Here is a 22404-nt window from a genome sequence, read left to right on the forward strand (position 1 = left end):
GGTACACCCTGGCGTCACCGTCCCGTCACGGGCGGAAGGTACCCCAGCCGTCGTCCTCGGCCCGGGAGCGGTTGAAGTACGGCACCCGGTCGGTGACGGCGTTCGGCAGCCGGTCGCCGACCTTGTCCGCGACGGCGCCGGCGGCCTTCCCGGCGACCGCGCCGGCCTGCTGCCTGGCTCGGTCGGCGGCGCCCTGCACCGTGGGGTTCTGGGCGATCTGCCGGGTGACCTTCGTGATCTGGTCGTAGCGCCGGCGCCCGGCCCGGGAGCCCAGGACGTAGCCGGCCGCGAACCCCGCGGCCAACGACAGCTTCCACATGATCGGATCCACCCTCTCCTGGCGGCCTTCTGCCGCATTGCCCTACCCGTCCGTCGGGACGGCGAACCGTCCGTGCCCCCAGCATCCCCGGGGGCCGTGCGGGGCGCGCGCCGGGCACGCCGGGTGGGAGGCCGCGCGGGAGCCCCGGGGGCGGTCCGGCGAAAGCGATTGGCGGACCACCCCCCCGAGTGCGCTAATGTATGTCCCGCAGCGAGCGCCGAGGAGCCCGGGGAACCGGGGGCCGAGGCGGAAGCCGATCCCCCATAGCTCAATTGGCAGAGCAGCCGACTGTTAATCGGCAGGTTATTGGTTCGAGTCCAATTGGGGGAGCTCGGGAGAGGTCTTGCAAGAGCCCTCCTCCCGTCCGTGGTACGGCAGTTCGGTACCGCGATCCCGCATAGCTCAATTGGCAGAGCAGCCGGCTGTTAACCGGCAGGTTTTTGGTTCGAGTCCAAATGCGGGAGCTTCATCGGGTCCGCCCGGTGACTGCTCAGAGCGAAGGCCCCTCGGATGACCGGGGGGCCTTCGTGTTGCCTTCGTCACCTCGCGACGGCCGGGCGGCTCGGGCGGCCGCCTCCGGAGCCCGGACGGCCGCCTCCCGGGTCCGGGTGGCCGCCGACCGGGTTCAGGTGGTCGCCTCCCGGTAGAGCGCGGAGACCCGCCGGTCGAAGGTGACGCTGTAGGAGGTGCCGGCCGTCTCGCCGCCCTCCTGGTAGCCACCGATCACGCCCACGACCGCGCCGCTGTCCGTCACCCACGGGCTGCCGCTGGTGCCGTCGGTGTAGCCGTCGCAGTCGAAGCGCTCCTGGGTCGGGCTCTGCGAGCGGGTCCTGGCCGCGCAGGTGATCGGCTCGTCGCGCTCGTTCGGGTAGCCGGTCACCGAGACGGCGAGCCCGAAGCCCTGGCCGGTGGCGATCGGGTTGCCGCCGACGGCGTCCTCGACCTGCTTGCCGCCGACCGTGCCCACGGTGACGAAGGCCACGTCGTACTCGGGGTCGTCGTCGTCCGCCCAGCGCGGGTCGACGGTGATCGACTTCACCGGCCAACTGCCGTACGGGATGAAGCCGTTGCGGTAGCCGGGGGTGAACACCAGGCCGTCCAGCAGGCCGATCCGGCGGTTCTGCACGCAGTGCGCGGCGGTGACCAGCAGGTTGTGCCTGGGGCTGCGGACGACGCTCGCCGTGCAGGCCCGGGGGCCCTGCGCGGTGCGGACCGAGAGGGTGCCGATCCGGTCGCGGGTGCTGCTCTGCTGCGCGACCTCGGCGGCGGGCGCCTGGTCCTGCTCGCCCCCGTCGCACGCGGTTCCGGCGGCGAGCAGCAGGGCCGCCAGCGCGACCGTCCGTGCGGCGCGCGGGGGCCGTGCCGGGCGGGGGGCCATCGGGGCTCCGTCTCGTTCCTCGGGGCGGGCACCGGGTCCGTGCGTTCCGCCGTTCGAGAGGAAGATCTATCAGGCCGTGCCCGGCGGCGCCACCGCCGCCCCTCCGGTCAGCCGGTGGCCCGGTCGTAGAGCGCCTGGACGCGGTCGCCGAAGTAGCTGCTGTACGAGGTGTCCGGGCTGTCGCCGCCCTGCTGGTAGCCGCCGATCACGCCGACCACGGTGCCGGTCCTGGTGCTCGGGTCGAAGTCGGTCACCCAGGGGCTGCCGCTGGTGCCGCCGGTGTAGTCGGGGCAGTCGATCCGCAGCTGGGTGGAGCTCTGCTCGGTGGTGTTGTTGGCGCAGGTGATCGGGACGTCGCTGGTGCCGGGGTAGCCGGTGATCCGCACGGGCAGCTGGTAGCCGAGGCCGACGCCCAGCTTGTTGGCGCCGAGCACCTGCTGCACCTGCTGCCCGTTCTGGGCCTGGACGACGGCGAAGGCGACGTCCACGTCCGGGTCGGCGTGGTCCTTCCAGTCGTCGTCGACGGTGACGGCGATCAGCGGCCAGACGCCGCTGGGGGTGTCGCCGTTACGGTAGCCGGGGACGAAGACGAGGTCGCTGCGCTGGCCGAGTTGGGGGTCCCAGACGCAGTGCGCGGCGGTGACGATGAGGTTGAGCCCGGCGCTGTCGACGACGCTGGCGGTGCAGAAGTGGTCGCCGTCCGCGTTGCGGGTGAAGACGGCGCCGACCAGGCCGTTGAGCACGGTGGGCCTGGCGGTGCGGGTGACTCCGGTGTGCCTGGAGACGGCGCCCCTGAGCCGTTGTCGGTTCCAGCCGTGGCCGCCGCCGGAGGCCGAGGCGGATCCGGAGGGACGGGCGGAGCGGGTGGCCGGAGCCGAGCTGACCGTCGGCGCGCCCCCGCCGGGCCCGGCGGAGGTGGTGCAGCCCGCCGCGGCCAGCAGCACCGCGAGCGCCCCGGCCGCGGCTCCCGTCCCACGTGTCGTCATCCGTCCAGGCTGCCCGTGCGGCCGTCCGGGCGCCACCCGAACTGCGCAATCAGGACAGGCGCACGCCTGTGCGCACCCGTGCGCGCCCCCGGCGCGCACCACGGGTGATCGACCGGCTATGCTGCGCGGGACGTCCTTTCGGGGCCGTCTGCTGCTGCCGTGGTCGACGACCGGCGCACGCGGCGAACCGGGGCGGTAGCTCAGCCGGTTAGAGCAGGGGACTCATAATCCCTTGGTCGTGGGTTCGAGTCCCACCCGCCCCACTCCGGATCTGATGCCCCATCGGGCCATGCGGGGCCACTGACCTGCGGAAATGTCGAATTCGCCTGGGAGAACTGTAGGCGAATGGCCGTCGGATGACGGTGATTACGCGCCGAGGTTCACCCGTATGGGAACGTTATGTGAACGTTGCGCTGACGGGCGGCGGGCTGAGCAGTGGGTTCGCGGGACGAGAGGTCCCGCTCCGTGGGTTGATCGGCACAACCTTTCGATCGCCTTGGGGTGCGCGGATGCTGCCCGTCGAGCTTCTGAAACGCTCGCCCCAGGCCTTGAAGAAGGCGCTCGGTGTTGTGCCGTGGGGCCGGGCTCGCGCCCTCCTCGATCCGGGCGGGCCGCACCGAGGCCCGTGATGTGCACCATGACGGCTTCGGTGAGACCGGGGCCGGTGCAGGGGCCCGCTGTGAGTTGCATCCGTCACCTCATCACCCGCTACCTGCATCCTGCGCGGTGCACTTGGTACCCAACCCACGTAGCCCAGGAGCTCCATGGGTTGGCACGTGAAAGTGGTCAACTCCCCGAACGTCAATCCGGGGAGTTGACCACGCCGAGCGAACATTCACTCCGCCGGAGCCGAGCGATCGGGGGTGCGGAGCGCCCGCCTGATGCCGAGATGGCCAGCGACCACTACCGCGACCCTGGGCGAGTCCTGCTTGAGTTCAGCTTCGTACGAGAGCGGTCCACTTCTGGGCGGGACTGCTGTTGCAGTCCCAGAGCTGGAGTCGGGCGGTGTTGGTCGCAGTGCCGCCGGGGAGGTCGACGCAGCGGCCGGAGGCGGGGTTGTACAGGCTGCCGTCGGGCCTGGGGACGAAGGTCTGCTGCGGCGCGCCGTTGCCGCAGTCCCAGATCTGCAGGGGGGTGCCGTTGGCGGTGCCGCGCCCGGTGGCGTCGAGGCACTTGCCGAGGGCGCGGAGGCTGCCGTCGGGCTTGGGGGTCCACTGCTGGGCGTTGCTGCCGTTGCAGTCGTACAGCTGGACGGCGGTGCCGTTCGCGGTGCTGGCGTTGGCGATGTCCACGCACTTGCCGGTCTGGGCGGTGTAGGTGATGGGGCTATTCTCGGCGTAGACGCTCAGGGCGTTGACCCAGCCATTGGTCCAGGTGTAGTAGGGGTCGGCGGTCGTGGCGTGGCCGGTGAAGGTCTGGATGACGCCGCCTGGGGTCATGGCCCAGAGGGTGGGTGAGCCGGTGCCGGTGAGGTCGCCGTCGGAGCCGATGACGGGCCAGTTATCGGTGGTGACGCCGTAGCCGATTTTGGTGTCGGTAACGATGCCGGTGAGGGTGAGGTAGCTGCTGGTGTTGCCGAAATCGTCGGTGACGGTGACGGTGCCGGTGGTGAAGGTGTAGCCGCGCAGGTCACCGTTGGTCTGGTTGCGGGCCCACAGGCCGGGGTGGCCCTGGCCGGCCCAGTCGCCGGGGGAGATGAGGTCCCAGCCCTTCCAGCCGGTTGCGGCGAGTTTGGTGGGCGAGCCGAGGACGGCGTCGCCGGCGGCGGGGTAGAACCAGAGGGCGCCGGTGCCGTCCGGACTGGTCTCGACGGTGAACAGGCCGGTGCGGTTGAGGAACTTCTTGCTGGTGTCGAGCTTGGTGGTGCTGGGGTCGCCGCTGGCGGCGATCTGTTGAACGGTGGTCCAGTTGACGGCGTTGTATCCGGTGCAGTCGGTCAGTTTCGGGTCACAGGCGGGCTTGGCGAGGGTGTAGCGGATGTCGAAGACGCCAGTGATGCCGGTGTTGCCCGGGTTCTTGTAGAAGTAGAGAGTGCTGTCGCCATCCTTGTGGACGATGAGGTCGTCGACGTTGTTGCCGCCGCGCAGGCTGCCGCGATGGGTGGTGCGATAGTTGGCCCAGGAGTCGCCGCCAGGGGACTTGGCTTTCGGAGCGGCGAGCGGGGCCTTGGGTGCGGTGGCGGGGATGCTGTAGGCGCGCAGGTCGCCGTTGGGGTCGGCGGTGACGATGTCGGGCAGGGCGTCGCCGGTGATGTCACCGAAGGTCGGCGCGGGGCTGTTGGGGTTCCAGGGTGCGTAGAAGGCGTACTGGGCGACTGGGGAGAGGTTGCCGGCGTTGTCCTCGGCCTGGACGTAGAGGACGTTGGTGCCCCAGCGTCCGGCGGTCACCTGGATCTGGCCGGTGGGCATGGAACTGCCGCACTGCCAGGTGGAGTCGACGAGCTGTGGGTCGAAGCTCCAGCGCAGGCAGGCCACCCCGGAGGTGTAGCCGCCGCTGGGGTTGGGGTCGGGGGCGGTGAAGGGGACGCCGCCGCTCTGGCCGGCGTAGATCTGGGGGGTCTGGCCGTTGCCGCTGGGCGGGAACTGCTTGCCGGTGTCGGCGACGGTGGTGGGAAAGGTGACGGTCGGCGGTGTGAGGTCGACCTTGAAGTAGCAGGCCGGGGTGGAGGCGGACCAGGGGGTGTCGTCCAGGCCGTCGGTGGCCATCATGCCGTAGCCGTATGCGTGGCCGTCCTGGATGACGTTGGCGGGTAGCTGGAAGCTGGTGGTACCGCCGTTGCCGACGTAGGAGGTCTCGCCCTTGGCGACCTCGGGGACGCCGGGGACGTTGTAGTCCCAGATGTGGTCCCAGGTCTTGACCTGGGCCTGGGTGGGGCTGCTGACGGTGGCGTTGAGCCAGACGGCGTTGTTCTGGGCGGAGCCGGCGCCGAGCCAGGCCCAGTGGTCGGCGTTGCCGTCGCCACAGGACTGGTTCGTCCCGGCGGGGCTGACCGTGGTGGGGGCGGGCCACACCCCGGGGTTAGTGGGGACGTTGGGCACCCGGTCGTACATCACGGACAGGGCCGGCTGGTAGGTGAAGCGTTTGAAGGCGTACTGGTTGCTCTCGTCGCCGTAGAGGCCGAACGTCAGCTGCCCGTAGTTGACGTACTGTTTCATCGCGCCGGTGATGTCGAAGCTGAACGGCACGTTGTCGTGGCACGGGTCCTTGCCCGAGCCGCCGACCCAGGCCGTGCCGAGGGAACCGCCCTGCTGCCCGGGCTGGTTGGACCAGGTAGTGCCGTTGCCGATCGGCCCGTTGGTGACGTAGAGGTTGAGCGGGTAGGTCTGGGTGCAGGACCAGTCGGCGGAGACGTACTCCTGCATGGTCATCGTCGCGGAGTGGATGACCGCCCCGCCGAGCGAGCTGATGTCGAACTGGTAGAAGCTGCGTTCGATGTCGACGGGTGAGCAGCTGCCGCCGTTGGGGTAATAGCCGCACTTGCCGACACCCGGGTGGTCGGCGCCCGCGGGGCCCTGCCGGTTCCAGTTGCCGGGGCTGTCGTGGGCGGACTGGACCCAGGTCCAGGAGTTGCCCGTCAGGGTCCACGGGAGGTAGTCGGGGTCGATGTAGTACGGGGCGGTGCCGTGGGCCAGGAGGTCCTGGTCGGGGGTCAGATCGATGCCATTGTCGTCGGCCTTGACCGGCATGGTGGCGACCCTGGAGGCCGTCCCGGGGCCGGTGTCGGAGCCGACCGCAGGCGTCTGGCCCGCGTCCATCGGCGCGGGGGCGGGGGCATTCGCCGCAGCCGCCCTGAAGGTCAGGGCGGTCTTGGTCACGGGCGCGGGGGCGCTTGGGGCGGGTGCGGCGGGTGCGATGGTGCTGTCCCACATCTGCGGGGTGCGGGAGACCCAGCGGGGCTTGCCGTCGCCGCCGACGACGGTGACGCTGCCGTGCTCGTCGCTCTTGACGCTGACGCCATCGAGGGTGGTCCCGAAGTGCAGGTTCTTCAGCATTGGGTTGGCAGCCGCTACCTGGGTCCTGACGACCAGGACGGTGTTCAGCCCGCCGAACTTCGTGGCGGTGACCTTCAGGTCGATGTCGGAGGCGACGGACGGGTAGAGCGCGCTGTCACCACTGACGACGGGCGCGGGCAGTGCGAATGGAGCGGACAGCGCCAGCTTCTTCCCGTCCGCACTGGTCATGGTCGCCAGCGGCCCGTCCCCGCCCTTGGACAACGCCAGTTGCCCTGCCGCGGACTTGGGCGAGAACGTGCCGTCCGGGTTGGCCGCCAGGGTGGCGTCCAGCCCCTGCCAGGCGTCGCCTCGGCGCACGCGCTGCTGCTCCAGGTGGTTGGTGAGCGCGAGGTGGCCCTCGGGGGTGGCGACGGTCTCGCTGTACTCGGTCGTGAGCGAGTCGACCGGGACGTTCTTTTGCGTGGCCTTGGCCTCGGCGAGGGCCTTCTCGGTCGCATTGGCAGGTGGCCGTTCCTGCAACTGCTTCGCGGTGACGGCATCGATCGCGGCCTGCGACGGTACCGACGGACCGTCGGCGGCTTCGGCGCTGACGCCTGGGAGGCCGCTGGCGAGCGCGAGAACGGCTGCCGCGGTCAAAGTCCTGAGCGTCAAACCGCTGTGGCGGCGCTTTCTTTTCAAAACGGGAAACTCCCCCCAATGAACACGGAAGACCTACATAGGCACAGGTCAGAGGCACGGTAGGGGGAGGTGCTGACATCGGACAATTCAATTTCGACGGAGAAGTCCTGACGTAGTGCGAAATGTTCGCTTCGTAGCCCTCAGTGAGAAGCCTCACCCCGGGATAAGTCTTGACTATCCAACATCAAGTGTCGCTAGCATGCGCCGGTTCGAATGCAGGATGTGCCTCCCGCGTTCGCGGGGGTTTAGTGCTTGGGGATGTGAAAGCGTGTCGTTTATGCAACGATCAGGCTCCGGGAAGGCAAAGGGCAGGAGGGGGAGACTGCACGGTCGGTTGGCAGCCGTCACGACGGCCGCAGTCCTCGCTTCCCTGCTCGCGCCCTTCCCGATCGCCGCAGCAGCTGACGGGCCGGATTACTCGCGCAAGTGGTCTCCGCCGAACACCGCCCTGCCGAAGACACCGTCGGCCCCGGGGCAGGACGCCACGCCGGTGCCGACTCCGAAGCCGGAGCACCCGGTACCACTGACGTGGACCCCGCCGAAGGACCCGAAGCCGATTCCGAGTGGCCATGCCTCGGTGACACTCGGCACCGCACCCGAGGCGCACCCACTGGGCGAGGGCGAGAAGCCGCAGGCCGGTGTGGAGGCGAAAGCCTCGGGTCTGCCGGTCACGGTTGCGCCGCTGGCCGGGTCGTCAGCTGCTGGGCAGACGATCCAGGTCGAGATGGCCGATGCCAAGACCTCAGCGACTGCCGGGATCCCTGGAGTGGCGGTGACCCTCACCCGCCCCGGCTCGGGGGATGACGCACCAGTGCGCCTGGGGGTCGACGCCTCCAGCCTGGACACCGCGTTCGGCGCGAACTGGGCTGCCCGGGCCCACCTCGTAGTCCTACCGAACTGCGCGACGACGACGCCACAGGCCGCTGACTGCCGCGAGCAGACACCCATCGAGTCGCACTACGACCCAGCGGCGAAGAAGCTCGTCGCCGACGTCCCGCTGACCACAACGGGCATCGCGAAGTCCTCCACCGCTCCGGCGGCCAAGAGCGCCACTGACGTCTCCGGTGCGGCAAGGGCGCTGTACGCGGACTCCACCACCACCTCGACCACGGTGGGAGTTGTCTCCGGGGCGTCCAGCGGTGCCGGCACCTACACGGCGACCAGCCTGAACCCGTCGCAGGCCTGGACGGCCGGTGGCTCTTCGGGCTCGTTCACCTACGACTACCCGGTTCAGACGCCATCGACGCTCGGCGGGACGGCCCCTCAGGTGGCCCTGTCCTACGACTCTTCCTCGGTCGACGGCAAGACGTCCTCGACGAACTCTCAGGCCTCATGGATCGGCGACGGCTGGGACTACAGCCCGGGCTTCGTGGAGCGTTCGTTCAAGCCCTGTTCACTGGACGGCATCGCCAGTTCCGGAGACCAGTGCTGGACCGGCGCCAACATGATCCTCTCCCTGGGCAGCCACTCGGGGCAGCTGGTGCCGGACGACGCCTCCTGCCAGTCCGGTGCGCCCGCCTCGATGGAACAGTCCAACTGCACCTGGCGGATCAAGGGCGATGACGGCAGCAAGGTGCAGTTCCTGACGGGTGCGACCAACGGCACCTGGAACGGCTCGTACATCAAGGTCACCGACACCACCGGGATCGTCTACTACTTCGGCGCTAATCACGTGCCGGACACGAACGGCAAGCCGACCACGCTCGGCGCGGACAGCGGCTCGGCGTGGACCACTCCGGTCTACTCCCCCAACATCGGGGACCCGTGCTACGACCAGGCCAAGAGCCAGGGCTCGTGGTGTCAGACCGCGTGGCGCTGGAACCTCGACTTCGTCGTGGACCCGCACGGGAACCTCACCACCTACACCTACACCCCGGAGACGAACTACTACTCCCGCGGTGGCGGCCAGAACAACGGCAACGGCACCAATACCGCCTACACCCGCGCCGGCACGCCCTCCACGATCGGCTACGGCCAGCTCCTCTCGGACCAGCTGAACAACAGCGGCGCCTACAACCCCGCCGCGAAGATCGTCTTCAACACCGCCGAGCGGTGCGTCACCTCCACCGCGGCCTGCGACCCGTCCCAGCGCACTGCGGCCAACGCGGTGAACTGGCCGGACGTCCCGTTGGACCAGCAGTGCGATGCCACCAGCACCTGCACCAGGTACGGTCCCACGTTCTGGACCACCAAGTGGCTGGCCTCCGTCGCCACCCAGATCCGGACCAACGGCAGTTACCAGAACGTCGATTCGTACACCCTGAACCACACGTTCATCAACGTGCAGAACGCGACCGAGAACACCCAGGTCCCCTGGCTCGCCTCCGTCCAGCGCACCGGTCAGGACAAGCAGGCATCCGGCGGCTCCATCACGCTCCCGCCGGTGTCCTTCACCGCCCAGCTGCTGCCCAACCGGGTGGACGGCACCAACCTGGTGCCCGCACCGCCGGCCTACAACCGGCCCCGCATCCAGCTGATCACCACCGAGACCGGCAGTACCGTCGGCGTCAACTACGCCTCCGCCGGGTGCTCGCGACAGAACAACGTCATGCCGGCCTCCGCCGACAACAACACCCGGTCCTGCTACAACGTCAAGTGGTTCCCGCCCGGCTCCGTCGCCGGCGCGGCCCCGGTGGACGACTGGTTCCTGAAATACCCGGTCACCAGCATCACCTTGAATCCCGGCACCCCGGGATCGATTCCGATGGTGACCAACTACACCTACGGCAAAGCTGCCTGGCGCCACAACGACTCCGCGCTGGCTGACGACAAGAACCGGACCTGGGACCAGTTCCGCGGCTACGCCTCCGTCACCGACGTCTCCGGCAGCGGCAACGACGGGCCGCAGTCCAAGAAGTCGACCACCTTCTACCAGGGCATGGACGGCGATGTGCTGGCAAACGGCAGCACCCGCAGCGTCCAGGTCGCCGGCCCGATGGGCGGAGGGGTCACCGACTCCGACTGGCTCTCCGGCCAGACCCGTGAGAGCGACACCTACACCAGCGCCGACCCCTCCAGCAAGATCGTCGGGTACACGGTGAACTCCTTCAGTGGAGGCCCGGTCACCACCGCCACCCACAGTCAGGGCAAGAACCAGCCCACGCTCCTCGCCCAGTACACGACCACCACCATCACGCGTACGGCCAAGGCCTTCAAGGCCGACGGAACCTGGCAGACCACCAGCACCACTACGACGACTGACCCGTCGCACGGCAACCGCATCGTCACCTCGCTGGACAGTGCCGACGGCCTGCCCGACATCTGCACTCGCACCGGCTACGCCGGAAATGACCCGCAAGTCCAGGAGGTTTCATCCGAGTCGGTGGCGGTCTCGGGTGCGAATGCCTGTACCGCGACAGCCACAGCCGCCAACACCCTCTCCTGGAAGCGGACCCTGTACGACGGCCAGGTCTTCGGACAACTAGGCACAGCACATGACGCCACCGGCACGCTGTCCCTCGACCACTTCGACTCCACCGGAGTTCCGCAGTTCAGCACGGCGAGCGCAACGTACGACGGCTACGGCCGCATCACGAGTGCGACCGACCCCAACGTCACGGACAGCGCGCACTCAGGCGGGGCAACCGTCACCACCGCCTATGCGGCGCCCAACGCGGGTGAACTGCCCAACAGCGTTGCCGTCACCAGCCCGGCACCCGCAGGTGCGAGTGACGCGGCCACCGGCCGGGTCACCACCACCACGTACGACACCGCTCGTTCGCTGCCGCTGACGGCGACCGACCCCAACGGCCGCACGACGACCGCGGCCTACGATGCACTCGGCCGACTGACCGGTGTGTGGCTTCCGGGTCGAGACACCAAGGCCGGCGCCAACAAGACCTTCGCCTACACGCTCCCCGGCGTGGTCAACGACGTTGCCGTGCCCCCGACCGTGACCACCTCAGACCTGCGGGCAAACCCCAACCGACAGGCAACGGACAGCTACACCGTAAAGATCGACATCATGGACGGGGAGGGACGGACCGTCCAGTCCCAGTCGACACCGGCGATTACCGCCTACGGCGGTCGGCTGATCACCGACGCCGTGTACGACTCCCAGGGACGTGTCACCCGGGTCAACAACCCCTGGTACAACGATGAGGCGGCTCCCAGCACCACACCGTTCAAGACCCTCACGGAGAAGGTCCCGGCGCAGACCTACAGCGTCTACGACGGCATGGGCCGCGCGGTGACCGCGCAGTTCGTCGCCTATGGGGTGACCCAGTCCACGGTCACCACCACTTATGCCGGTGTCGACCGGACCGATGTCACGCCGCCCACGGGCGCCACACCGACGTCAACCGTCACCGACCCCCGCGGTCACAAGACCCAGTTCTGGCAGTACCGGACCGCCACCGCCACCGGAAACGCGGCGGACGCGGATACAACCTCCTACACCTACACGCCCGACGGCCACCTGCTCACCCAGAAGGACGCCGCCGGTAACACCTGGACCCACGGCTACGACCAACGCGGCCGCGAGACCACCAGCTCCGACCCGGACGCCGGAACCACCACCAAGACCTACGACGCCGACAGCCGGCTGGCCGCGGTCACGGACGCGCGCGGGCAGACCACCTCCTACACCTACGACCTGCTCGGCCGCGCGACGGGCACCTACTCCGGTACGGTCAGCCCGGACCACCAGCTGACCGGCTTCACCTACGACACCGTCCTCAAGGGCAAGCCCTCCACCTCCACCCGCTACATCAACGGAGCCTCCGGCATCACCTACACCAGCTCCGTGCTGGCGTACGACACCGCCTACCACCCCACCAAGACCACCATCACGATCCCCGGCACCGAGATCGGCCAGGGCAACATCCCCTTCACCTATACCTACCAGGCGAAATACGACCCGACCACCGGCGCCGTGACCAGCGACAGTCGCTCGGCCGTGGGCGACATCTCCGGTGAGACGGTCGACTACACCTACGACCTCAACGGCCCACTGGGCACCTTCGGCGCCCGCGGAGGCGCCACCTACGACCTGTCCTCGGACTGGGACGCCTACGGTCGCAACATCCGCTCCACCATGAACCCGTGGGGCACCCAGATCGTCGTCACCAATACCTACGACGAGTCCACCGGCCGCCAACTGTCGCAGTTCGTCGACAAGCAGACCGCCGCCACCGGGGCCGTCCAGCAACTCACCTACAGCTACAACCCCGCCGGGCAGATGACGGCGATCCGCAACATCCCGGACAACACCCCGTCATCCACCGACCTCCAGTGCTTCGGCTACGACTACCTCGGCCGGCTCACCAACGCCTGGACCGACACCGGCGCACTCAACCAGGCCGCTCAGCCCACCGTCGGGGGCATTGGCGCCTGCGCCAACTCCTCGCCGACCAGCGGTGTCCAAGCACCTCTGAAGACCACGGTCGGCGGGCCCGCCGCGTACTGGCAGAGCTACGGCTACGACCTCACCGGCAACCGGACCCAGCTCGTCCAACACGACCCGTCCGGTGACACCACTAAGGACACCACCACCAACCAGACCTTCCCGGCCACCGGGAAGGTCAACACCCCGACCACCGCGGCCAACACCGGTGGCGGAACCGGCGGCCCGCACGCCCTGACGTCCTCCACCACCACTTCCCCGAGCGGAATCAGCTCGACCAACCTGCAGTACGACGCCGTAGGCAACACCACATCCGTCACCGATGCCTCCGGTACGACGAACCTCACCTGGGATGGCGAGAACAGGCTCGCCTCCGTTGGTAAGACCGGAAGTGCCGGACCGGCCACCTACCTCTACGACGCCGCAGGCAACCAGCTCATCCGCCGCGACCCGGGCAAGACCACCATCACGCTCGGAAGTGACGAACTGGTCTACGACACAACGGCAAACACCATCACCGGTGTCCGCTACTACCCGATCCCCGGTGGCACCACCCTGGTTCGCCAGGGCGGCAACTCCACCTACCAGATCGCCGACCACCACGGCACCGGCACCCTCGCCATCGACGGCACCACGCTCACCGAGAGCCGCCGCCCGAGCGACCCGTTCGGTAACCCCCGCGGCACCCAGCCCACCACCTGGGCCGGCGATCACGGCTTCGTCGGCGGCACCAAGGACGATGCCACCGGCCTCACCAACCTCGGCGCCCGCGAATACCAACCCACCACCGGCCGCTTCCTCAACCCCGACCCGATCATCGATCTCGCGACCCCACAACAGTGGAACGCCTACGCCTACAGCAACAACAACCCCGTCAACCTCGCAGACCCATCCGGCCTGCACCCCGACGGCACCTGCGGCGGATTCGCCACATGCCAGATCACCGACCCTGACAGCGGCAAGTCCCAAATCGTCCAGGAAACCTGGACCACCAACCACGGCACGTGGAACGTCGACATCCAGAAGTACACGCCGGCCCCTGCCCCTCCGGCCCCCAAGCCGGCTCCCAAGGCTGCTGCGTCCGCCGATGTGCTCAGCAAGATCCCGAAGGAGCGTATAGAGAACTTCCAGCAAGCGGTCCAGATGGTCAAGGCAGAGAGCCCGGGCACCTGGAATGTTCCCGGATCACCCGCCTACCAGGCCCTCGAGGAGCGCGCAAGGCACATGATCCTCGGCGACCTCACCCTCAAGGAATTGTGGGACGGGTCGAAGAAGATGCTCACGGAGATGACCGTTGAGCTGATCGGCGCCGCCGTTTGTGCCAGCACCGAGGGCATGGGTTGCTACATACTGGTAGCCGCAGAGGCTGCCGGGCTCGGTCAATGCGTGGAGGACTGCAAAGACGCACAGAAGTTGGCCATCGCCGAGATCGAAGGGGCCGCCACGGCGTATATCGGGGGAAAGCTCGGCGCCGGAATAGGCGGCTGCAGCTTCTCCCCGGACACTCGGGTTCTCCTAGGCGATGGAAGCACCAAGGAAATCGCCGATATCAGGCCGGGCGACGAAGTTCAGACCGGCGACCCGGGTAATGGAACACCATCTGGCAACAACACGGTCCGCGCGTTGTGGATCAACCATGACGAGAACCTTCTTGATGTCACGGTCTCAGACGCACAGGGCGCGAAGGCTGTTCTCCACACCACCGCGAATCATCCGTTCTGGGACGACACGGAGCATGCCTGGGTCGCAGCAGGCGACCTGACAGCTGGCCACAACCTGGCAACTCCCTACCGGACAGCCATGGTAGAGAGTGTCAGCCCGGAGGCTGGTGCTGCCGACCGGTTCAACCTGACTGTTGACGATCGACACACGTACTATGTGCTCGTGGGCAGCACGCCAGTGCTTGTGCATAACGCGACCTGCAACTTTATCCCGGGAGAAATACCGGAGGCGAGCGCAATCGACCGGGGCTCGCTGGCTAAGCTCAAGGAAAAGCAGCTTGAGAAGGCACTGGGAGACATTGGAGAGGATCCGCACGGCTTCAAGGCTGATTGGGTCGGGAAGAACAACGTTTCGAGGTTTGACGCAATGCGAGACGGTGATAACCGGATCATTCTCGTGAGCAAGGATGGCAAGGTCTTGGTTCCGACGAATTATAGGTACGTCCCGTGAGTGCATTTCGCATCTACCTCAGAGTCGTCAGTTCATCTCTGCAGCCGGAAGAAATCTCTATCAGGCTCGGAACGACGCCTGACGAGTCGACGTCGATCGGCAGCCGTAGGCGCCCCGAGTCGCCCCCGAGGTCTCATGCGACCTGGGTTCGGCGGGCTGAGGTGTCAGGTGTCGATGCGCGACCCGAGGATCTGGAACCGGTAATCCTGGGCTGGGGAAAGGATTTTTCCAGTGCTCTTGGGCGACTGGTGGCATCCACTGATGCTGTCGTTTCGCTGGAAATCGTTCAGCAGATCAGAAACATCGAGAGCGGAAGAGAGAAGGGGATATTTCTCGGGGCCGATCTAATCGCATGGCTTGGTGCTGCCGGGGCATCGCTCGACATCGATCAGTATATCTATCACGAATGTGGTGACGGATTTGATGATGCCGCGCGCTAGTAGATTGGTTGCTGTTGCCTTGTAGTCGATCGTAGCTCGCTCTAAAATCCTCGCAATGCGTACGAGTAGCGAGCTGGTTGACAAAGGAAGAGGTCCCGCCGACGGGTTTCGGCGGGACCTCTTGGGGTTTTGACGGCAGTAGTTGACGGCAACGTCAGCGGACGGGTGCTGCACAAAGCGGTGGGTCGTCACCGTCCTCGGGGTTGGTGGCGGCTTCGGAGGGCTTGCCGAGGGTACGGCCGAGGAGGTCGATGGCGTCGCGATGGAGGCGGAGTCGGACGTGTGCGTAGACGGTGGCGGTCACGCCGATGCGGGCATGGCCGAGGAGTTCTTTGATGACGACGAGTTCGACGCCCTGTTCCAGGAGGAGTGTCGCGGTCGAGTGCCTCAGGTCGTGGAAGCGGATCTGTCGGAGGTGTGATCGGCGGAGGAGTGCGTTGAAGTGGCGGGTGAGGGTGGCGGGTTCGATGGGGTGGCCGTCGGGCCGGGTGAAGACGTGGCCGCTGTCCACCCAGCCAGCACCGACCTTCTCCTTCTTCTGGGCCTGCTGCTTGCGGTGGGCGCGGAGTGAGAGCAGACAGGAGGGCGATGCGGCGTTCGGAGCTGACTGTCTTGGTGGGGAGGGTGGTCAGGCCGCCGCTGCGGGTGCGTTGGAGGGTGCGGCGGATGCTGGCGGTGCCGCTGCCGTGGTCGAGGTCTTCCCAGCGAAGGCCGAGTAGTTCGCCCTTGCGGAGTCCGGTGCGGAGGGCGAGTTCGAACAGCGCGTGGAGGCGGTGGCCTTGGGCGGCAATGAGGAGGGCGCGGGCTTCGTCGGCGGTGAGGGGTTCGAAGCGGCGGGGGCGGGGTGTGCCGGTGCGGACGTTGCGGGCGACGTTGCGCGGGAGCTCTTCCTCGCGGACGGCGTGCTCCAGGGCGGACTTGAGCACGGAGTGGATGTAGGCGAGGGTCAGCGGGGAGAGCCGCTTGCCGCAGCACGTGCCGGCTGCGCAGCAGCGGGGCTGGTCGCGGGCGGCATCGAGGCCACGGGTGCAGCACTGGCATGTGGTGCGGAGCTGGTTGAGCCAGGTTCGGATGTCCTTGGCGGTGAGCTTGGCGAGCTTCCTCTTTCCCAGGCCGGGGATGAGGTAGCGGTTCGTGCAGGCGGTGTAGCGGGTGTGGGTGGTCTCGCGGAGCTGGTGGACGGCGACGTTCTCCAGCCAGTACGTCAGGTAGGCGGCGACGCTGCCCTGTGCGGTGGGTACGGGGATGCCGCGAAGGGGCCTCTGGCCAGGCTCTTATGAAGTCACGCAAGCTGGGTCGGTGGATGTTCACGAGCGACCTCCGGACGAGGTCGACAGATCCCGTTGGAGACCCGAGGCCAGTTGGAGGGTGGGTCAGACCTGCCCGGAAACCGCTCAAGAACATCCTCACCATCAGATGGGGAAGGGGCCGGCGGGCGCAGGTGGAGAGCCGAGCGAGTGCGGTGCTCGCCAGCGTCAGCGTGACGCCCGGGGTGGGCTCCAGGTGACCAGGCGCGATGTGCTCGGTTGGTGGCGGAATGGACTGGCGGATGCTTTTCGGGTTGCCCGGATGGGAACGTCATGGGAACGACGTGACGGTGCAACTGAGTGCGAGGTAGTGCAGTACGAAGCTGCTATCACCCTCCTGAGCTGGGGAAATGCCCAGGGTGGCGCCGGGTAGTGCGGGTGGCCTGACGACTCATAATCCCTTGGTCGTGGGTTCGAGTCCCACCCGCCCCACCTCAGCCACTGATCGATCGTTGGATCGATCATCAGACAAAACAGTGGCTTGATCTGGCAGAACGGCTCCAGTTCCGGTCGGAACTGTAGAGCATCGGCCAGCCGCTCAGGGCCTGGCGCGCCGAGATTCACCCACCAGTGGACATCGAGTGGACACGGCCCTTGACGGGCCGGCTTGCCCCACCCCCAGACGAATGCGGTCAGACCTCTGGCGTCGTCGGCGAAAAAAGTGATATCACTTTGACAGCTGGATCGGAAACACTCGCTGGAGGAGCTGGTCTCATGGCCACACCGCGTTCTGCCGTCGACGTCGAAGGCGGCCCCGTCCTCGACCTTCCGGCCCCCAAGATCACCGAGCGGGTCATCACCGGTGCCGCGGGGCTGCCGGTGCTCGGAGGGACGCTGCTCGGTCTGCTCGCGGGGGTCGGGGCGACCATCGCCGGCGGTCTCCAAGTGGCCGGCGGGTCCAAGGCGCTGGGGATCACCCTGCTGACCGTCGGGCCGCTGGCCGTCCTGGGCGCGCTGCTGCTGCTGTGCGGGCTGACCGTGGTCTCGCCCGGCCAGGCGCGGGTGGTCCAGCTGCTCGGCCGCTACCGCGGCACCATCCGCGCCGAGGGCCTGACCTGGCTGAACCCGTTCACCAGCCGCCGCCGGATCTCCACCCGGATCCGCAACCACGAGACCGAGACCAACAAGGTCAACGACGCGGACGGCAACCCGATCGAGATGGCCGCCGTGGTGGTCTGGCAGGTCGAGGACACCGCCAAGGCCGTGTTCGAGGTGGACGACTACAGCGACTTCGTCGCCATCCAGACCGAGACCGCCGTCCGGCACATCGCCAGCAGCTACCCGTACGACGCCCACCGCGAGGGCCAGTTGTCGCTGCGCGACGGCGCGGAGGAGATCAGCCGGATGCTCTCCGCCGAGATCGCGGCCCGGGTCGTCTCGGCCGGGGTGCGGGTCGTCGAGTCCCGGATCACCCGGCTCGCCTACGCGCCCGAGGTCGCCCAGGTGATGCTCCAGCGCCAGCAGGCCGGGGCCGTGGTCGCGGCACGGCGGCTGATCGTCGAGGGCGCCGTCGGTATGGTCGAGGAGGCGTTGGACCGGCTCGCCGAGCGCGACGTCGTCGAACTGGACGAGGAGCGCAAGGCCGCCATGGTGAGCAACCTCCTGGTGGTGCTCTGCGGCGACCGGGGCACCCAGCCCGTCGTGAACACGGGCTCCCTCTACCAGTAAGGCGCGGCGTTGGCGACGGAGCGGAAGAAGATCCTGCTGCGACTGGACCCGGCGGTCCACGACGCACTGGCCCGGTGGGCCGCGGACGAACTGCGCAGTGCCAACGCGCAGATCGAGTTCCTCCTTCGCCGTGCCCTCAGCGACGCGGGCCGGATGCCCGGCGACGCGGCCCGTCTTCCCCGGCGCGGCCGACCGCCCAAGGAGAACCCGGAGGCCGGCGGTTCCGACGCCGGATGAACGGGCCCATCCACCGTCCATCTGCTTGGAGTCCATCGTGGACCTGCCCATCACCCTGCCGGAGAAGCTCTACCTGCTCGCCTACAACCCCGAGCGCGAGCGGCTCACCGCCACCGCCAGGCTCGACCTGGTGCTGCGGGCCGCCGCGCTCGCCGAACTCCTGCGGCGCGCGCTGATCCGCGACGACGGCCGGCACCCGGCCGCCGTCGACGGAGCGTCGGCCGACGGCCTCGACCCGCTCTCCGCCGCGATGCTGGAGCAGATCCGGCAGGGCCGGCGGCGCAGCTGGCAGAGCTGGGTCGGCCGCCGCCAGGGCCCGGCGGCCCGTGCCGCGCGGGTGGTCCGGGACGGGCTGGCGGCGTCCGGGCGGATCCGGCTCGAACAGCGCCGCGCGCTCGGACTGTTCCCGTGCACCCGGGTCGTCCTGCCGGAGCAGCGGCTGCGCAAGTCCCTTGTCGCGTCGGTGAGTTCGGCGCTGAAGGCGCCGCTCAGCCGGGTCGACCCGGCGGACGCCGCGCTGGTCGCGCTGGTCGACGCCGCCCGGCTCGGAGCCGTCCTGACGTGGCGCCAGAGCCGCGAGTTCCGCACCCGGATCGACAAGCTGGCCCCCGCCGCGGGCCCCGTCCCGCGCGCCCTGCGCCGGGCCATCAGCACCCGCAACGCCGACGCCGCGGTGGTCTGACCCAGCCGGTGTGATCCGAACGAGAGGCCCGGTCGCCGACACGGCGGCCGGGCTTCCCGCGTTCCGGGCCCGCGCCCGTGCCCGTGCCCATCCACCGATCGGTTGATCCACCCTCCACCGCGCCCGCCCGCAGCTCTGACCGTCCGGTCGATCCGCGGCCGGGGCCCCGCGCGGGAAGCTCGTCGCAGGCCGGAAGAACCGGCCGGACCAGCGGGGACGAGCGGGAGGGAGCGGCGCGATGGCCGTGATCGAGGTGGCGGGGCTGCGCAAGGCCTACGGGCGGCGCCAGGTGCTGGAGGGGGTCTCCTTCGGCGTGGAGCGCGGCGAGGTGTTCGGCCTGCTGGGGCCGAACGGCGCGGGCAAGACGACCGCCGTGGAGTGCTGCGAGGGCCTGCGCCGGGCCGACGCGGGGACGGTCCGCGTCCTCGGCCTGGACCCGGTGAAGGACGCCCACCGGCTGCGGCCGAGGATCGGCATCCAGCTCCAGCAGGCCCAGCTGCAGGGCGCGCTGCGGGTCGGCGAGGCGCTGGAACTGTACGCCGCGCTCTACCCGAACCCCCGGGACTGGCACGAGCTGCTCGACGAGTGGGGGCTCGCCGACCAGCGCCGGACCCCCTTCGACAAGCTCTCCGGCGGCCAGCGCCAGCGGCTGCTCATCGCCCTCGCGCTGATCGGCAACCCCGAGGTGGCCTTCCTGGACGAGCTGACCACCGCGCTCGACCCGCAGGGCCGCCGGGACACCTGGGAGCTGGTCCGGCGGATCCGCGACGAGGGCGTGACGGTGGTCCTGGTCTCGCACTTCATGGACGAGGTCGAGGCGCTCTGCGACCGGGCCGCCGTCCTCGACGGCGGACGGATCGTCGCCACCGGCACCCCCGCGGAGCTGATCGCCCGCTCCGGCACCGGCGGCACGCTCGGCTTCCGCCCCAGCGGGCCGCTGGACACCGCCCGGCTGGCGGCCCTGCCGGGGGTCACCGGGGTCGAGGAGCGGGACGGCCGGGTCGAGGTCTCCGGCGTCGGGGACTTCGCCGACGAGGTCACCGGCCTGCTCGCCCGCGAGGGGATCGTCGTCACCGGGCTGCGGATCCGCGAGCACAGCCTGGACGACGCCTACCTCGCCCTGACCCGCCACGACACCTGAGCCGTCACGCCCCCTGACCCGCCACGACTCCTGAGCCGCCATCACCACGCCCGAGGGGACCACCACCGTGAACCACACCGCCCACGCCGTCCGCCGCCTGGCCGTCGCCGAGGCCCGCCTGTTCCTCCGCGACCCGCTGACCGCCTTGTTCAGCCTCGCCTTCCCCGTCGTGCTGTTCCTCGTCCTCGGCTCCGTCCCGGCCCTGCGCAAGACCTCGCCCGACATGCACGGCATGAGCACCATCCAGCTGTACGCGCCGATCCTGGCCGTCTTCACCCTGCTGCTGCTCGGCCTCAACGGCCTGCCCTCGCTGCTCGCCACCTACCGCGAACGCGGCGTGCTGCGCCGGATGTCCGCCAGCCCCGTCCGCCCGTCGCTGCTGTTCGGCGCGCTGCTGCCGCTGTACCTGGGCGTCGCCGTCGTCTCGGTGCTGCTGGTGGTGGCGGCCGGACCGCTGCTCGGGGTGTCGCTGCCGCGCCGGCCGCTGGGGTTCCTGCTGGCCTTCCTGCTGGCCGCCGCCGCGCTGCTGTCGGTCGGCCTGCTGCTCGCCGCGGTCGTCCCGTCCGCCAAGGCCGGCAACGCGGTCGGCGCGCTGGCCTTCTTCCCGATGATGTTCTTCTCCGGGATCTGGCTGCCGCGCGAGTTCTCGCCGGCCCTGCTCAACCGGATCGGCGACTTCACCCCCAGCGGCGCCGCCGTCCAGACCCTGCAGGACGCCTGGTCCGGGCGCTTCCCGCACGCCGTGGGCCTGCTCACACTCGCGGCGTACGCGGTGCTCGCGGGGGCCGCGGCTGCCAGGCTGTTCCGGTGGGAATGATCATGCGGCCACCGGCCGACGAGAGCGCGCTCGGCGACTGGTTGGACCGGTTGGACCGGCTGATCGGCCCGTTCTGCTTCGTCGCCCTGCTGCTCGCCACCGCTCTGGCCCTGCTGGTCCCCGTCCCGACCGCGCGCTCCGCGGCCGCCACCCTCCCGGTGGCGGCCGCCGCGTTCCTGTGGCTGGTCCTGCGCTCGGTGCTCGACCGCATGCCGGGGCCGGACGGCCGCGCCCGGTACGCCGGCGCCCACTTCGCCGTCCTGCTGGCGCTGACCACCGTGCTGGTGCTGGACAACCCGATCTTCGGCTTCTTCGCCTTCACCGGCTACCTGCACGCCGCCCAGTACCTGTGGGGCCGGGTCCGGATGGCGGGCGCGGCCGCGGCCACCGTTCCCACCTCGCTCTCCCAGGTCGGCGGGGCCCTGCCCGACAGCCCGGCGGAGTTCGGCGGACTGCTGACCGTCGTCGCCTTCAACCTGATGGTGGTCGGGTTGCTGTTCGCGCTCCGCGAGGTCGCCGACCGGCTGAGCGCCCGCCGCAAGGCCGCCAACGCCGAACTCGCCGAGGCCAACCGGCTGCTCACCGAGACCCTCGCCGAGAACGCCGGACTGCATGCCCAACTCCTCGTCCAGGCCCGGGAGGCCGGGGCCGCGGACGAGCGCCGCCGGCTCGCCCGGGAGATCCACGACACCGTCGCCCAGGGCCTGGCCGGGATCGTCACCCAGCTCCAGGCCGCCGACCAGACCCGTGCCCAGGACGCCGCGGCCGCCGAGCGGCACCAGGCGAACGCGGCGGCCCTCGCCCGGGAGAGCCTGACCCAGGCCCGCCGGGCCGTCCACGCGCTGCGCCCGATCGAGCTGGAGCGGGCCGCGCTGCCGGAGGCGCTGGCGGAGCTGGTCGAGCAGTGGCGGGAGCGCAACGGCGCCGCCGCCGGGCTGACCGTCACCGGCGAGGCCCGCCCGCTGCACCCCGAGGTCGAGGTGACCCTGCTGCGGATCGCCCAGGAGTCGCTGGCCAACGCCGCCAAGTACGCGCGGGCCTCCCGGGTCGGCGTCACCCTCTCGTACATGCCCGACCTGGTCACCCTGGACGTCCGGGACGACGGCGTCGGCTTCGACCCGGCCGCCGAGCCCGCCTCCCGGGCCACCGGCGGCGGCTACGGCCTGGACGTGATGCGCCGCCGCGTGCAGCGCCTGGCCGGGCGGCTCGACCTGGAGACCGAACCGGGCGCCGGCACGACCGTGTCCGCGACCCTGCCGGCGATCAGCATGGAGGAGTAGAA

General features: G+C 69.3%; 12 protein-coding genes, 3 tRNA genes and 1 pseudogene. 11 read left to right on the top strand and 5 right to left on the bottom strand.

Annotated features, from left to right (window positions below):
- Positions 1-25 precede the first annotated feature (25 nt).
- On the bottom strand, positions 26-331 hold the full coding sequence (locus ACIP37_RS07620) for a hypothetical protein (protein ID WP_350878155.1): 306 nt from the start codon (positions 329-331) through the stop codon (positions 26-28).
- Positions 332-576: 245 nt separating this feature from the next.
- Between ACIP37_RS07620 and ACIP37_RS07625 the strand changes: the two genes are divergently transcribed.
- Both ACIP37_RS07625 and ACIP37_RS07630 read left to right on the top strand, forming a co-directional pair.
- A tRNA-Asn gene (locus tag ACIP37_RS07625) sits at positions 577-649 on the top strand.
- A 61-nt stretch (positions 650-710) separates the two neighbouring features.
- Positions 711-783, top strand: a tRNA-Asn gene (locus tag ACIP37_RS07630).
- A 161-nt stretch (positions 784-944) separates the two neighbouring features.
- Here ACIP37_RS07630 and ACIP37_RS07635 read toward each other — a convergent pair.
- A complete protein-coding gene (locus tag ACIP37_RS07635) occupies positions 945-1697 on the bottom strand; it encodes a trypsin-like serine peptidase (protein ID WP_400805420.1) in 753 nt (250 codons plus the stop codon).
- 107 nt (positions 1698-1804) lie between these two features.
- Positions 1805-2683: a trypsin-like serine peptidase gene (locus tag ACIP37_RS07640; protein WP_400805421.1), complete on the bottom strand. Its 879-nt coding sequence runs from the start codon at positions 2681-2683 to the stop codon at positions 1805-1807.
- Positions 2684-2872: 189 nt separating this feature from the next.
- Here ACIP37_RS07640 and ACIP37_RS07645 point away from each other — a divergent pair.
- Positions 2873-2946 (top strand) — tRNA-Ile (locus ACIP37_RS07645).
- A gap of 672 nt (positions 2947-3618) precedes the next feature.
- Here ACIP37_RS07645 and ACIP37_RS07650 read toward each other — a convergent pair.
- A complete protein-coding gene (locus ACIP37_RS07650; protein ID WP_400805422.1) occupies positions 3619-7272 on the bottom strand; it encodes a ricin-type beta-trefoil lectin domain protein in 3654 nt (1217 codons plus the stop codon).
- A 376-nt stretch (positions 7273-7648) separates the two neighbouring features.
- Here ACIP37_RS07650 and ACIP37_RS07655 point away from each other — a divergent pair, with 376 nt between their 5' ends.
- Together ACIP37_RS07655 and ACIP37_RS07660 are read left to right on the top strand one after the other, a co-directional pair.
- Complete coding sequence (locus ACIP37_RS07655) at positions 7649-14830, top strand: RHS repeat-associated core domain-containing protein (RefSeq protein ID WP_400805423.1); 7182 nt, start codon at positions 7649-7651, stop codon at positions 14828-14830.
- The gene (locus tag ACIP37_RS07660) at positions 14827-15270 is read left to right on the top strand and encodes a DUF4279 domain-containing protein (RefSeq protein WP_400805425.1); all 444 of its coding nucleotides are present in this window, start codon (positions 14827-14829) and stop codon (positions 15268-15270) included. Before ACIP37_RS07655 ends, ACIP37_RS07660 begins: the two co-directional genes overlap by 4 nt.
- A 154-nt stretch (positions 15271-15424) precedes the next feature.
- Here ACIP37_RS07660 and ACIP37_RS07665 read toward each other — a convergent pair.
- Positions 15425-16523 (bottom strand): annotated as a pseudogene (locus tag ACIP37_RS07665) (tyrosine-type recombinase/integrase); the annotation flags it as partial.
- A gap of 768 nt (positions 16524-17291) precedes the next feature.
- Here ACIP37_RS07665 and ACIP37_RS07670 point away from each other — a divergent pair.
- From ACIP37_RS07670 to ACIP37_RS07695, 6 genes are all read left to right on the top strand, one after another.
- Positions 17292-18245: an SPFH domain-containing protein gene (locus tag ACIP37_RS07670; RefSeq protein WP_363586310.1), complete on the top strand. Its 954-nt coding sequence runs from the start codon at positions 17292-17294 to the stop codon at positions 18243-18245.
- Between the two features lie 9 nt (positions 18246-18254).
- Positions 18255-18482, top strand: a complete 228-nt coding sequence (locus ACIP37_RS07675) for a hypothetical protein (protein ID WP_363586309.1) — start codon at positions 18255-18257, stop codon at positions 18480-18482.
- A gap of 37 nt (positions 18483-18519) precedes the next feature.
- Positions 18520-19164: a GPP34 family phosphoprotein gene (locus tag ACIP37_RS07680; protein ID WP_400805427.1), complete on the top strand. Its 645-nt coding sequence runs from the start codon at positions 18520-18522 to the stop codon at positions 19162-19164.
- A gap of 238 nt (positions 19165-19402) precedes the next feature.
- Positions 19403-20305 carry an ABC transporter ATP-binding protein gene (locus tag ACIP37_RS07685; protein WP_400805429.1) on the top strand — a complete coding sequence of 301 codons (903 nt, stop codon included), beginning with the start codon at positions 19403-19405 and terminating at the stop codon, positions 20303-20305.
- Positions 20306-20372: 67 nt separating this feature from the next.
- Entirely contained in the window at positions 20373-21122 is a 750-nt protein-coding gene (locus tag ACIP37_RS07690; protein WP_400843517.1) for an ABC transporter permease, read from the top strand.
- Positions 21119-22402 carry a sensor histidine kinase gene (locus ACIP37_RS07695; RefSeq protein WP_400805691.1) on the top strand — a complete coding sequence of 428 codons (1284 nt, stop codon included), beginning with the start codon at positions 21119-21121 and terminating at the stop codon, positions 22400-22402. Before ACIP37_RS07690 ends, ACIP37_RS07695 begins: the two co-directional genes overlap by 4 nt.
- Positions 22403-22404: the final 2 nt, after the last annotated feature.

This window comes from Kitasatospora sp. NPDC088861 (assembly GCF_044750105.1).
Lineage (GTDB): Bacteria > Actinomycetota > Actinomycetes > Streptomycetales > Streptomycetaceae > Kitasatospora.

Bases quoted from the DNA above. Each gene is read 5' to 3' on its own strand.
- ACIP37_RS07670 (WP_363586310.1), top strand. From the start codon at position 17,292: ATGGCCACACCGCGTTCTGCCGTCGACGTCGAAGGCGGCCCCGTCCTC.
- ACIP37_RS07640 (WP_400805421.1), bottom strand. From the start codon at position 2,683: ATGACGACACGTGGGACGGGAGCCGCGGCCGGGGCGCTCGCGGTGCTG.
- ACIP37_RS07685 (WP_400805429.1), top strand. From the start codon at position 19,403: ATGGCCGTGATCGAGGTGGCGGGGCTGCGCAAGGCCTACGGGCGGCGC.
- ACIP37_RS07695 (WP_400805691.1), top strand. From the start codon at position 21,119: ATGATCATGCGGCCACCGGCCGACGAGAGCGCGCTCGGCGACTGGTTG.
- ACIP37_RS07635 (WP_400805420.1), bottom strand. From the start codon at position 1,697: ATGGCCCCCCGCCCGGCACGGCCCCCGCGCGCCGCACGGACGGTCGCG.